At 58.3% G+C, this 13,039-nt stretch carries 13 protein-coding genes; 4 read left to right on the top strand and 9 right to left on the bottom strand.

Annotated features, from left to right (window positions below; all coding sequences use genetic code 11):
* Positions 1 to 8: 8 nt before the first annotated feature.
* From DY250_RS08200 to gshB, 7 genes are all read right to left on the bottom strand, one after another.
* Positions 9 to 359 (bottom strand): IS630 transposase-related protein, encoded by a 351-nt coding sequence (locus tag DY250_RS08200; RefSeq protein WP_172542185.1) that lies wholly within the window; start codon positions 357 to 359, stop codon positions 9 to 11.
* Between the two features lie 33 nt (positions 360 to 392).
* On the bottom strand, positions 393 to 788 hold the full coding sequence (locus DY250_RS14615) for a hypothetical protein (RefSeq protein WP_147293494.1): 396 nt from the start codon (positions 786 to 788) through the stop codon (positions 393 to 395).
* 145 nt (positions 789 to 933) lie between these two features.
* Positions 934 to 2,655, bottom strand: a complete 1,722-nt coding sequence (locus tag DY250_RS08210) for a DUF945 family protein (RefSeq protein ID WP_115611867.1) — start codon at positions 2,653 to 2,655, stop codon at positions 934 to 936.
* 129 nt (positions 2,656 to 2,784) lie between these two features.
* On the bottom strand, positions 2,785 to 3,405 hold the full coding sequence (locus DY250_RS08215; RefSeq protein WP_115611868.1) for a pseudouridine synthase: 621 nt from the start codon (positions 3,403 to 3,405) through the stop codon (positions 2,785 to 2,787).
* The gene (locus tag DY250_RS08220) at positions 3,405 to 4,400 is read right to left on the bottom strand and encodes an NAD(P)H-dependent glycerol-3-phosphate dehydrogenase (protein WP_115611869.1); all 996 of its coding nucleotides are present in this window, start codon (positions 4,398 to 4,400) and stop codon (positions 3,405 to 3,407) included. Before DY250_RS08220 ends, DY250_RS08215 begins: the two co-directional genes overlap by 1 nt.
* Positions 4,400 to 4,867, bottom strand: a complete 468-nt coding sequence (gene secB, locus DY250_RS08225) for a protein-export chaperone SecB (RefSeq protein ID WP_115611870.1) — start codon at positions 4,865 to 4,867, stop codon at positions 4,400 to 4,402. Before secB ends, DY250_RS08220 begins: the two co-directional genes overlap by 1 nt.
* A gap of 259 nt (positions 4,868 to 5,126) precedes the next feature.
* Positions 5,127 to 6,059 carry a glutathione synthase gene (gshB, locus tag DY250_RS08235; protein ID WP_115611872.1) on the bottom strand — a complete coding sequence of 311 codons (933 nt, stop codon included), beginning with the start codon at positions 6,057 to 6,059 and terminating at the stop codon, positions 5,127 to 5,129.
* Positions 6,060 to 6,133: 74 nt separating this feature from the next.
* Between gshB and gshA the strand changes: the two genes are divergently transcribed.
* The 4 genes from gshA to DY250_RS08255 all read left to right on the top strand — a co-directional run bounded on the left by gshA (position 6,134) and on the right by DY250_RS08255 (position 11,038).
* Positions 6,134 to 7,651 (top strand): glutamate--cysteine ligase, encoded by a 1,518-nt coding sequence (gene gshA, locus DY250_RS08240; RefSeq protein ID WP_172542286.1) that lies wholly within the window; start codon positions 6,134 to 6,136, stop codon positions 7,649 to 7,651.
* A gap of 342 nt (positions 7,652 to 7,993) precedes the next feature.
* Entirely contained in the window at positions 7,994 to 9,235 is a 1,242-nt protein-coding gene (locus DY250_RS08245; protein WP_115611874.1) for a DUF945 family protein, read from the top strand.
* A gap of 61 nt (positions 9,236 to 9,296) precedes the next feature.
* Entirely contained in the window at positions 9,297 to 10,484 is a 1,188-nt protein-coding gene (locus DY250_RS08250) for an AAA family ATPase (RefSeq protein WP_115611875.1), read from the top strand.
* A complete protein-coding gene (locus DY250_RS08255) occupies positions 10,484 to 11,038 on the top strand; it encodes a DUF4276 family protein (protein WP_115611876.1) in 555 nt (184 codons plus the stop codon). Before DY250_RS08250 ends, DY250_RS08255 begins: the two co-directional genes overlap by 1 nt.
* Positions 11,039 to 11,061: 23 nt before the next feature.
* Here DY250_RS08255 and DY250_RS08260 read toward each other — a convergent pair whose 3' ends face one another.
* Positions 11,062 to 11,778, bottom strand: a complete 717-nt coding sequence (locus DY250_RS08260; protein WP_115611877.1) for a DedA family protein — start codon at positions 11,776 to 11,778, stop codon at positions 11,062 to 11,064.
* A gap of 211 nt (positions 11,779 to 11,989) precedes the next feature.
* On the bottom strand, positions 11,990 to 12,937 hold the full coding sequence (gene cysK / locus DY250_RS08265; RefSeq protein WP_115611878.1) for a cysteine synthase A: 948 nt from the start codon (positions 12,935 to 12,937) through the stop codon (positions 11,990 to 11,992).
* Positions 12,938 to 13,039: the final 102 nt, after the last annotated feature.

Consider the following 13,039-nt stretch of genomic DNA (forward strand, 5'->3'; position numbering starts at 1 on the left):
GACACTTTTTACTTCGAGGAATTCACGGCGTTTTTCTTCGTCTGCCTTGCGGTGGCGGAAGTCTTTTTTTTAACGGTGAAGCGATAGCGTTTGAGCGCCTTGCAGATGCCGTTTTGCGAGCAGCCCAGACGTGCAGCCCTTTCCCATTGATAGTCATCAGGATGCTCGGCCACGTCTTGCCGGATGACTTCTTCTGTGAGAAGGCGAGGCGTAGAACGGCGGCTGCCTTTGGGTTGTGGCTGTTTCTTCCAGGTAGCAAGGGTGTTGGGGCTGATGCGGTGTCTGGCTGCCACTTCGCGATAGGTGCTATCTTCGAGTTCTGCAAGGATTTTTTTACGGATATGGGCTGGATAGGTCATGATTTTGATGGTTACTGTTTTTTTGCTATTTAACTATACATCACACATGACAATACCGACTACATCTTCAGCCAGGACGCCTTCACCACCAATATGCCGAGCTGAGGCATCGTCGAATATGACGGCGATGCGGCGGTTGGCCGTAATGGTGTCGCCGATGCCGATTTCACCGTCAACTTCGGCAACAAGACATTGAGCGGGTGTATCAAAGCAGAGCGGGACAGCAATATTCAATTCAATCCGATCTGTCTGATCGCCACCATTAACGGCAGCACCAACAGTGCGGGCGTCAACACCGCCGGTCATTCCTACGGCGATAACGCCCGCGAATTGGGCGGCATTTTCCACGACAGCACGCAGAACCTGAGCGGCAGCTACGGCGCTATGCGTGATGACGACTGAATCCGGCCTCACCCAGTCGTCATACATGACAAAAATCCGCCAAGCGGCGTAAATCCTAGACCCACCAAGCGGCGTAAAACCTAGGCCCGCCAAGCGGCATAAAATCTGGGCCCGCCAATTAAAGAGCCCCGCTTAAGCGGGGTTCTTTTCTGCAATGTAATGACGACAGTAGTCAGAAGGGCAGCGGGTTGCCATTCAGCTCGATTTTGCCTTCTTTACCCTCGATTTTGACGCGGTATTCGTCGCCTTCAAGTGTGACGAACATGGCGCCTTGCTGTTCAACCATTTCGCTGAAACCGAGCTTATCTACCAGCGATTTGCTGACACGGAGTTCGGCATGCAAGTCAAGGTTGTTTTTCAGCAGGTCTTGCAGCGGCAGCGGGTTCTCCTGCGCACCGTCAATAGCTTTTTGCCATTCTTCTGCTGTGACCGGGCTGTCGCTGCGGATACCAACATTAGCGGTCAGCTGTGCCTTACCGCTGTCGGTTTGCACTTCGATCTCGGTATTGAAGCGGGTTTTGTTCTTAATAATCTCGTTCGCGGCAACCTGGAACTTGCTCTGTGCTTCCGGTGGCAGATCAGTCTTGCCGGCGGCAAGATGTGGATTAAGCAGTTGCAGGCCTTCGGTCAAAGAGGTGTTGGCGGCAGCCGAGAGTTCATTCAAGCCGACATGAAGGCGCAGGCTTTGCGGCTCAACCGACAACATCGGGATAGCCTGTTTCAGTGAAGTACCATCGAGTTTGAACACAAAAGTCCCGGCGGTGTCATAGTTGCCCGCTGCGCTTTTCTTGGTGTCCGCCTTGATGTTGATATCACCCAGATTAATGGCTTCATTGTTGCGGCTGACACGGATACCGTTGGCATTGATGTCGAAAGTACCCAAATAAGTCCCCAGCGCGCTATCGAACTTCACGCCTTCCCCTTTGCCGTCAATACCTGCGATCTCGAAGGTAGAAAGACCATCGGTATTGGTGGTTTCGGTCTTTATCGGATCAACTTTAAGCGAGAAAGTGCCGTCTTCCTTGATATCCATCGCGCCTTTGACGGGGGCGATACTGACCGTTGCGCTGTCGCCGTCTTCTTTATCGCTGGCGGTAAACGTCAGCGGCTCGAGAGTGAAGTCAAGGCCATAAATGCCTTCCGCCAGTGTTTTGCTGTTGTAGCGGACGTTGTAGCTGAGGCCCTTGAAATCGAGGCTGTCATCATCTTTCTGGTACTGGAAGGGCGTAATGGTCGCGTTGGCAACAGCATTGTCATCGGCAAGCAGGTCGGTGCGCAGTTGCAGATGTTCAAACACTGTATTGATGCCATCGCCGGCAGCCGTTGCCTTGTCGGCTGGTTTCTCCTCAGTCGGTTTTTCCTCGCCTGTCTTCCCGTCGGCTGTATTTTCCCCGGTTGTCTGTTGCCCGACGGAACCACCGAAATTATCAATGAACGTCTTGATGGCTTCCGGATTGTCGATTTTATGTTCGACCTGCGCCACGATACCTTTATCCAGCAATTCTTTGTTGTAGGTGATGGTATCGGTGAAATTCAGGATAACGGGCTGGACACTTTCACCATAAACCGCCGGGTTGAGATCCAGCGTCAGGCTCGCCTTGGCAGTCGCGCCCTGCTCGTTCTTCTGATAATCACTGACGCTGTAATCGTACTTGCGGAAAAGATTGGCGTTCGGACCAGTCGCATAGAACTTTTCATAAAGCGCATTGGCTTGTGCCGCATCTTCTTTATAACGCGCCTCAATCTGCTCGGCGTTTTGCGCAGTGGGAGCAACCTTGTTTTCAGCCGATTGTTCGGTGGCAGCGCTTTTTTCTGCCGGTTTCTTCTGATCGTCGCAAGCACTGAGCAGCGCCGCAGCGGTGAGGATGGCAAGCGCCAGTTGATTCTTTTTCATCGTGTTTTCCTGTGGCTGTGGGTGAGAAATCAGATGGATTATAACGACTGCTGTGTTTTTATGGGCATACGTTATGGTTATTTTTCACCTGCCAAGCGGGGCAGGAGCGCCGTCTGTTTGTGATCAGGTTCAGAAAGGAGCGGCGAGATGGAAGGTCTGGCGGATGCCGTGCAGATTGGTGGCGGTGAGGGTTTCCGCATGCAGCATCAGGCGCGGCGCGGATGAGAGATGTTCATCGGCATAGAATTCGTCGCCGAGGATGGGGTGGCCGATGGCGGCGAGGTGGACGCGCAGTTGGTGGCTGCGGCCGGTGTGCGGAGTAAGGGCGACGCGGCTATTGCCATTTTCTTCGGCGAGAACCTGATAGCTGGTGTGTGCGCTTTTGCCGTGTACGTAATCGATTTTTTGCCGGGGGCGGCGTTCCCAGTCGGTGATGAGCGGGTAATGGATATCGCCGTTGGTTTGCGCGAGGATACCGTGGACGAGGGCGATGTAGCGTTTGCCGACGCGGCGTGCGGCAAATTCTTGTTTGTAGTGGCGTTCGGCGATTTTGTGTTTAGCGATGAGCAGCAGGCCGCCGGTTGCCATGTCGAGGCGGTGCGCGGCCATGGCTTCCGGCGCAATTTCCTGGCAGCGGCTTTGTACGCTGTCGTATTTTTCTTCCCCCCGCCCGGGCACGGACAGCAGCCCCGCCGGTTTGTTGATGACGAGGATGTCGGGGTCTTCGTAGTGGATGTCGAGGTCGGGCATCAGTGCCGTTCTTGTTTGATGTCGCGCGCGAGCAGGCTGGCGATGGTGTCGTGCAGGCTGATTTCGCCAGCAAGCATGTGGTGCAGGTGGGTCGTGATGGGCATACGGATGCCGTGTGCCTGTGCGAGGGTATAGGTATCGTGGGTAGCACCTTCGCCTTCGACGGTCTGGCCGATCGCGGCCTTGGCGTCTGCCGCACTTTGTCCGCGTCCGAGGGCGAGGCCGAAGCGGCGGTTGCGCGATTGGTCATCGGTGCAGGTGAGGACGAGGTCGCCCATGCCGGCAAGGCCCATCAGGGTTTCTTCATGCGCACCGAGGGAGGTCGCCAAGCGGGTAATTTCGCGCAAGCCGCGCGTAATGAGGGCAGCACGGGCGTTCGCACCGCAGCCGAGGCCGTCAGCAATGCCGGTTGCGATGGCGATGACGTTTTTCACGGCGCCACCGACCTGGATGCCGATAAGGTCGTTACTGGTGTAGCAAAGGAAGTTGCTGCCGTGGTAGTAGTGGGCGATGTGTTCTGCGAGGGCGTTATCGGCAGCGGCGATGGTCACGGCGGTAGGCTGCCCGGCGGCGACTTCTTTGGCGAAGCTGGGGCCGGCCAGGATGGCGTGTGGGTGATTGGCGCCGATGGTGTCATGGAAAACGTCGCTAAGCAGTCGTCCGCTGCCCGCTTCGAAACCTTTAATGGCCCACATCAGCGGGATATCGCGCAAATGCGGTTTGAGATCCACGAGTAGTCCCGCGAAGGCGCGGCTGGGGACGACGGCAAGGATGAGCGAAGCGTCATGCACAGCGGCAGCAAGGTCGTCGCTGATGCCGAGATTGTCCGGCAGGGCGATGCCGGGCAGATAGCGGCTATTTTCGCGCGCTGAAATGAGCGCCGCCGCATGTTCGCGGCGGTGGGCCCAAAGGGTGATATCGTGCCGGTTGCGGGCAAGTTGCAGGGCCAGTGCGGTGCCCCAGCTGCCCGCACCAAGGACGGTGATGCGCGCCATTATTGCGTCGGCTGTCCGTCTTGCTGTTCGGCAGCTTGTTGCAGGCGTTGCTGGTACATGATGTCGAAGTTGATAGGCTGCAGGTAGAGGTTGGGGAAGCCGGCGCGATTGATGGCGCTACTGATGGCTTCGCGCGCGTAGGGATAGAGGGTGGTCGGGCAATAGACGTTCAGTGCGTGGTGCAGTTGGGCATCCGGCAGGCCGCTGATTTCGAAGACGCCGTTCTGCGCGACTTCCACGAGATAGATGACACGTTCGCCGTTTTTGGCGGTAACAGTCAGACGCAGCTTGATGTTGTAGTGGTTGTCTTCCGGCAGTTTCTGGATTTCGTGGGCAACGCCAAGACTGATTTCCGGGTTGAGTTCTTGCTGGAAGATTTCCGGAGCGTGCGGGACTTCCACCGAGATATCGCTGACGTAGATTTTGCGGATATCGAGGACGATTTGGGTTTGTTGTTCTTCGCTCATCAGGAGACTCCTTATGTATTTAACGGATGGGAAAGCGGCGCGGGATGCGCCGCTAAACGGGGCGTGCATTGTACGGCTTTTGCCGCAAGCGGCCTAATCGGGCGAGGCCGTGACTAGCGCTGCTCATTCATGCAACACGGGCAACCCGGTGAATGTTCCTCGCCGTCATCGTCCTCGCTGCGTTTCGCATAGCGCCACAACAGCGTCTCGCCCTTGACTTCTTCCTGCGGCGCGTCAGCCGTCTCTGTACGCGGCGGCGTCATTCTTCCAGCCCCTGCCAGAAACGTTCGGCAATCTTTTGCCCCGTCGCCTTTTCGATCTCGCGCATACACGTCGGGCTGGTCACATTCAATTCCGTCAAATAGCCGCCGATGACATCCAGCCCAACCAGATAAAGGCGTTCGGCGGCGAGCAGCGGCTGCACCTGCTCGACAATCCACCATTCCCGCTCGGTAAGCGGCTGTACCACGCCGCGCCCACCGGCAGCGAGATTGGCGCGGAACTCCCCTTCGGCGGGCAGACGGGCGAGACCGTAATCGGCCGCCTCGCCGTTAATCACCAGAATCCGCTTGTCGCCCTCCGTAACCTTGTCGAGATAGCGCTGCACCATCAGCGTTTGCAGGCCATCGGGATTCATCGCATCCAGAATGGCATTGGTGTTTTTGTCGCCGAGGGTGAGCTTGAACACGCCGCTGCCACCCATACCGTCCAGCGGTTTTGCCACCACCTCACCGAACTCGCGCAGAAACGCCAAAATCTCGTCACGCGACTTGCTAATCAGCGTTTCCGGCGTACATTGCGGCAGGCGGGTAATCGCAAACTTCTCATTCATATCGCGCAGTGCCTGCGGCGGATTGACCACCCGCACACCCTGTGCTTCCAGCAAATCCAGCATATAACTGTCGTAGATATAGCGCAGATTGAAAGGCGGATCCTTGCGCTGCAACACCACATCCACCTCGCACAAATCGATCACCTCTTCATTGAGCACGCGGAAAAAATCCTCATCCTGATCAACGAGCCGCACCGTGCGCACATAGGCCTGCACATTGCCGTCGCGCACCTGCCAGTCACCCTGGTCGAACACCATCATCCGGTGCCCGCGTGCCTGCGCCGCCAGCATCAGGGCAAACGTCGTGTCCTTATAAGGCTTGATTGACGCCAAATCATCCATCAACACTGCAATATCCATCACACACCTCACACAAAAAAACAGAGATCACATCATACGCTATCATGCCGCCGAACCCCTACGGACCAACCACCATGCACACCCTGCCCCTCGCTCACGGCAACATCGGCATCGAACGCGAAACCCTGCGCACCAATCCTGATGCCACCCTCGCCAGCACCGCCCACCCCGCCGCTCTCGGCAGCGCCTATACCCACCCGAACATCACCACCGACTACGCCGAAACCCTGCTTGAACTCGTTACCGACCCGCACCCCACGCCGGACGCTGCTTATGCCCAACTGCTCAGCCTGCACCGCTACTGCGCGCAGCACATCGACGATGAACAACTGTGGCCGGGCAGCATGCCCTGCATCCTGCCGGCAAGCGACGATGCCATCGCCATCGGCTACTACGGCACGAGCAACGGCGGCAAAATGCGCCGCCTCTACCGCGAAGGCCTGGCGCACCGCTACGGCAAAACCATGCAAATGATCAGCGGCATCCACTACAACTACTCACCGCCCGCCGCGCTGTGGCAGGCACTCGCCGCGCGCGACGGCGAAACCGTGACGCAGGACTACATCAACCGCCGCTACATGGGCGCACTGCGCGCCAACAGCCGCCACGCCTGGCTCATCAACTACCTCTACGGTGCCAGCCCCACCGTGCATGACAGCTTCCGCCCCGCGCACAACATCCTGGAACCGCTGGCCGCACACACCCTCGGCTGGCGCGGCGCAACCAGCCTGCGCATGAGCGAACTTGGCTACCAGAACAAAACCGCCTTCACCGTCAGCAACAACGACCTCGCCACCTATGTGCGCGACCTTGCCAGCGCCGTCGCCACCCCCGCGCCGCGCTTCGAGCACATTGGCCTCTACCACGCCGACGGCAGCCGCAAACAAATCAGCACCCACATCCTGCAAATCGCCAACGAATACTACGCCGCTGCCCGCCCCAAACAGCCATTGCGCAACAACGAACTGCCGACGCTGGCGCTTGCCACACGCGGCATCGCCTACCTCGAACTGCGCCTGACCGATATCAACCCCGAAGACCCCTGCGGAATCAGCCCCGCGCAGCTGAAAGTCCTCGAAACCTACCTGCTCTACTGCATCCTGCATCCCGAAGGACCACAGGATCATGCCGTGCGCGACGAAAACGACCATAACCGCCTGCGCACCGCCTGTTGCGGCCTGAGCGGCGGTTTCTCTCTCAAACAGGCGCGCCGTGACCGTCCCATCCAGGACGCCGCCCTCGAACTGCTTGCCGCCATGCAGCCCATCGCCGCCCGCCTTGATGCCGAACGCGGTGGCAACGCCAGTACAGATGCCCTCGCCGCACTCACCCGCGAAGTCGCAGACAAAACCCACCTGCCCTACCGCGCCCAGGTGGGCAACCGCGAAGGCTTCCTCGCTTACCACCTTGCCTGGCGTGACAAACACCACGCCACCCTGCACCAGCCACTGCCGGAAGCAGAACGCGCCGCGCTTGCCGCCCAGGCCGCCGCCAGCCTCAGCAAACAAGCAGAAATCGAAGCCCGCCCACAAGAGGATTTTGAGACCTACCTGCGCGAACACTTCGCCCCGCTGCAACAGTTGCTGGATTGATAGCCGGCGTGCTTTGTGCACGACCTTCGTACACAGCAAAAAACGCCGCTTGGCGAGGCCAGTAATTACGCCGCTTGGCGAGCCCAGTAATGACGCCGCTTGGCGGACCCAGTAACTACGCCGCTTGGCGGGCCCAGTAATGACGCCGCTTGGCTGGCCAGTAATGACGCCGCTCGGCGGGTCCAGTAATGACGCCGCTTGGCGGGTTCAGTACTTACACCGTTTGGCGGGCCCAGTCACTACGCCGCCTTGTCTCATTCCTATTTGAACGGTGACCACATAATAATTGTCGAAACCCCATAAAAACCCTACACTTAGCCCATCGCCACCCGCAACAATACCATGCCAAACATCACCCAAAACCGCTTCACCAAAATCCTCGCCTTCGTCGCCATCGTCTGGTTGCTCATCGCCCTTGCCGCACCATCCTTCCTGGCGCCGGCACTCGAAAAGCACACCCGCGCCTTCTTTAACAGCGCCGACATTCAACGCCTGCACGACAAAGGCATCGAACTCAGCCTGGAAAACTACCAGCGCAACTACTTCAGCAGCAGAGCCGACATCCGCCTCAGCATCCGCCCGTTCAGCGGCCAGCCGACCTGGTACAGCACCACCCTGCACGCCCGCATCCATCACGCGCCGCTGGTCAACAGCGGCATCAACCTCTTCAGCGCCACCCTGACCAACAGCGCAACCGATGGCAGCCTCGCCGCTTACATCCCTGACAACCATCTGCATATCAAAGCCAGCCTTGCCGCTCTCGGCCAGCTGCACCAGACCATCCGGATACAGAAAAACGAAACCCCCAACCTCAGTAGCGAAGGTATCAGCCTCAGCTGGCACAGCCACATCCGCCACCCCAACCAGGGTAACGGCGAATGGCTGCTCGGTAGCCAGCAATGGCAGAAAAACGGTGCCCGTCTCAGCATTGCGCGCAGCGGCGGCACCTACCGCAGCGACGGCGACAGCCTGCGTCTGAACGCTGCCCAGATCAATCTCAGCTACACCAACGCCGTCCAACAACAGCAAGACATCGTCCTCTACAACCTGCAAGGCAACCTGACCCGCGAAGAAAGCCGCTACAGCATCGAAGACCTCACCATCAAAAGCAAAAACGCGCAGGGTGCGACCCAGACCCAGCGCCTGCAACAAAGCCTCATCACCGCCCACCGCCGCGAGAACGGCAGCCTGCGCAATCTCGAAGCTCAGGCCACTACCACCTTCGACCTGCCGCTGCTTAAAGCCTATAGCGGCGACCGCCTCTACCTCTCGCTACAACAAGAATCCGGCGGTAACCGCCTCATCCTCACCAGCAACAAAGAGCAGACCACTCATTTAAGCGGCAGCCTGCTCTTCCCGCTGCTTTTCCCGCCGCCGTACAGCACCGCCCAGCTGAACGGCACACGCGGCGAATTCCTTCTCTACGGCGAACACGCCCGGCAAAGCGGCCTGCTGCCCGTACTGGCCCTGACCCTCGGCAACGACCGTCTGCGCGCCGATGCAGACGGCAACTACCCGCTGCACGTGGACATCAACGGCAACGAAGTCCGCATCAACGGCAAGACGGTTGCCCTGTTGCACTGACCGCCTGAAAAACGCGCTGCCATCGGGCGGCATTTTGTTATCCCTACACCAAGGACTCCCTATGCGAATCGAATCCATCAGGCTCAAGAATTTCAAAGGTTTCCGCGATGCCGAAATGCGCGATATCCCGCCATTCTGTGTTGTCATCGGGGCCAACGGCACGGGAAAAACCACCCTATTCGATGTCTTCGGCTTCCTGCGCGACTGTCTGACCTTCAATGTCAGCCGCGCCTTGCAGGCACGTGGCGGCTTTGCCCAAGTACTGAGTCGTGGTGCAGACATAAACGAATGCATTGAGTTGGAAATCAAGTTTCGCCTCGACATCGCTGGGGTCAAACGGCTGGTCACTTACGCCATCCAGATTGGGCTGGAGCGACACAAACCCGTCGTACGCCACGAAATTCTGCGCTATAAACGCGGAGAGCACGGCTCGCCTTACCATTTCCTCAATTTCCACAACGGCGAAGGCTATGCCATCACCAATGAAGAGGATTTCGACAAAGAAGACAAGGAACTGAGTCGGGAATATCAGGCGGTCGGCACAGACGTCCTTGCAATCAAGGGCCTGGGACAATTCGCTCGTTTCAAAGCTGCTAGTGCTTTCCGCCAGCTAGTAGAAAACTGGCATGTGTCCGACTTTCACATCAATCTCGCGCGGGGCAGCAAGGACGCTATCGGTGAAGATGAACATCTGTCGGTGTCCGGTGAAAACCTACAACTTGTCGCCCGCCATATCTACGAACATGATCCCGCTCTCTTCCGCAAAATCGTGGAAGCCATGCAACAGCGTGTCCCCGGCATCGGCAACGTCGAACCGCAGCTGACCCAGGATGGCCGCCTCATCCTGAGCTTTCAGGATGCGTCCTTCACTGATCCCTTCATCGACCGCTACGTTTCCGATGGCACCATTAAAATGTTTGCCTATTTGCTGCTTTTATACGATCCAAAACCGCATCCGCTGCTGTGCGTGGAAGAGCCGGAAAATCAGCTCTATCCCAACCTATTGTGGGAACTGGCGGAAGAATTCCGCGCCTATTCCGAGCGGGGCGGGCAAGTCTTCGTTTCCAGCCATTCCCCGGATTTCCTGAACGCCACGCGCCTAGACGAAGTCTTCTGGCTTATCAAGGAAAAGGGCTACACCACCATTCACCGCGCCCGCGACAACAAACAGATTGCCGAATTCATGAAAGCTGGTGATCAAATGGGATACCTGTGGAAAGAGGGGCTGTTTCAGGGCGTGAATCCTTGATGATGACGCTGGTCTTTTTTCTGGAAGAGCCCTCTGCCAAAGCCATGCTGCAAGGCTTGCTGCCAAAAATCGCGCCGGGGGTTTGCGCCCAGTATGTCGTCTTCGAAGGCAAACAGGACTTGGAAAAACGTCTGTCTCTACGCCTGCGTGCCTGGCTACAAACCGAAAGCACCCGCTTTATCGTGATGCGTGACCAGGATGCGGGGGACTGTAAAGCCATCAAGGCAGCCTTGCAGGACAAATGTTATCGTACAGGCCGCACGGATGTGCTGATACGCATTGCCTGCCATGAGCTGGAAAGTTTCTATCTTGGAGATCTGACCGCCGTCGCGCAGGCCTTTGCCCGGCACGGGCTGGCGCAACAACAGCAACGCAGCAAATACCGCACACCTGACCACCTCGCCAATCCGGCCGAAGAACTGAAAAAACTGGTACCGGAATACCAGAAGTTGTCCGGCTCACGCAGCATTGCTCCCTATATGGATCCGGATAACAACTGCTCCGCCAGTTTCAATGCCCTGGTGCGGGGCATTCGCCGCTTGCTCCAGCCATAAGCGGCGATAACGATGCCGCAACCTCAAGTAGTGCGGCGGCGCTGGCGGATAATTTCGATGATGGCGGGCAGGATGGAAATGACGATGATGGCGGCGAGGACGAGGGTCAGATTCTGTTTGACCACGGGATGCTGGCCGAAGGCATAGCCCGCGTAGGCAAAGAGCATGACCCAGGCGATGCCACCCAGCACGTTGTAGCGCAGGAAGCGGCGGTAGTGCATATGCCCCATACCGGCGACGAAGGGCGCAAAGGTGCGCACGATGGGGACGAAGCGGGCGATGATGATGGTTTTGCCGCCGTGTTTGGCATAGAAGGCTTCGGTGCGGTGCAGATATTCGCGGCGGAAAAGGCGCGAGTCGGGATTGGCGAAGAGGCGGTCGCCGAGGTGTTTGCCGATGGCAAAGTTGGCGGCATCTCCGAGGACGGCAGCGGTGATGAGCAACGCCACCATCAGGTGAATGTTCATCTCGCCGAGCGCGGCAATGCTACCGGCGGCGAAAAGCAGGGAATCGCCGGGCAGGACGGGGGTGACGACAAGGCCGGTCTCGCAGAAGATGATAAGGAAGAGAATGGCGTAGATGAGCGTGCCGTAGCGGGCGCTGATCTCGCCGAGGTGACGGTCGATGTGCAGGACAAAATCAAGGATGGGGCCGAGTGCGCCGCTTGCATGCAGGATAAAGACAAGGACGAGGAGGACGGCGGCGGCGCAAGCGGTGAGGAAAAGGGCTTTTTTGTGCATGATGAAACCGGTGAACGTGACGGGGCGGGCAGTATAGCGGCCACCGGGGGGATGTTGGCATTTGGCTTGTGCAGCGGATGTTGACCTAAAAGCGCCGCCATGTTGTTTGTCAGCAAGCGCTCGCACACCACAAGCGGGCAGAAAAAACCGCCGGTGCTTGCGCGTCCGGCGGAACCTGTTGTTTTAGGTAGATTGATGTCAGCAGATGGCATCAGGGCAAGAGGTGGTCGTCCGAGCCTTCATTAATGCTTTCGAAAAGGAAGGTGGACATATAGCGTTCGCTGCCATCCGGCAACATGGCGAGGATGACGGAACCATCCGGTGCCTGTTGCGCGAATTGCAGCGCCGCATTGAAGGTCGCGCCGCCGGAAATGCCGGTGAGGATGCCCTCCTGGGCGGCAAGCGCCAGAGCGGTATCGCGCGATTCTTCGTCGCCGACCGGGATGAGATAGTCGTAGATGTTCTGGTTCATGGTGCCGGCGATGAAATCCGGCGTCCAGCCCTGGATTTTGTGCGGTCCCCACTCTTTGCCGGCGAGCAGTTGCGCGTTGACCGGTTCGGTGGCGACGATTTTCAGATCAGGTCGCGCGGCTTTCAGCACTTCGCCGGTGCCGGAGATGGTGCCGCCGGTGCCGTAGCCGCTGACGAAGTAATCAAGGCGTTCGCCGGCGAAGTCACGCAGGATTTCGGCGGCGGTGGTTTCGCGGTGGTATTGCGGGTTGGCGGGGTTTTCAAACTGGTCGGCGAGGAACCAGCCGTTTTTTTCGGCAAGTTCTTTGGCGACGCGCACCATGCCCACCCCGCGTTCGGCAGCAGGGGTCAGGATGACTTTGCCGCCGAAGCTGCGGATGAGTTTGCGCCGCTCAACGGAGAAGGTTTCGGTCATCACGGCGACAAACGGATAGCCTTTGGCAGCGCAGACCATGGCAAGCGCGATACCGGTATTGCCGGAGGTGGCTTCAACCACGGTTTGCCCCGGCTTCAGCACGCCGCGCCGCTCGGCGTCGTTGATGACGGCGTAGGCGAGGCGGTCTTTGACGGAGCCGCCGGGGTTGCGCGATTCGGTTTTGACGTAGAGCTGAACATTTTTCGGCGCGAGGCGGTTGATGCGAATAATCGGGGTGTTGCCGATGGTATCGAGTACGGAAGCGTATTTCATGGATATTCCTGTGGGGTTTGTGTCTGCGGGGCATGGTAAGGCGGCGCCACAGCCTGGGGAAATAGCACTTTGGCATGTACGCCGCCGTTTTAGTTATACCCC

The organism is Cardiobacterium valvarum (genome assembly GCF_900460955.1).
GTDB classification, from domain to species: domain Bacteria; phylum Pseudomonadota; class Gammaproteobacteria; order Cardiobacteriales; family Cardiobacteriaceae; genus Cardiobacterium; species Cardiobacterium valvarum.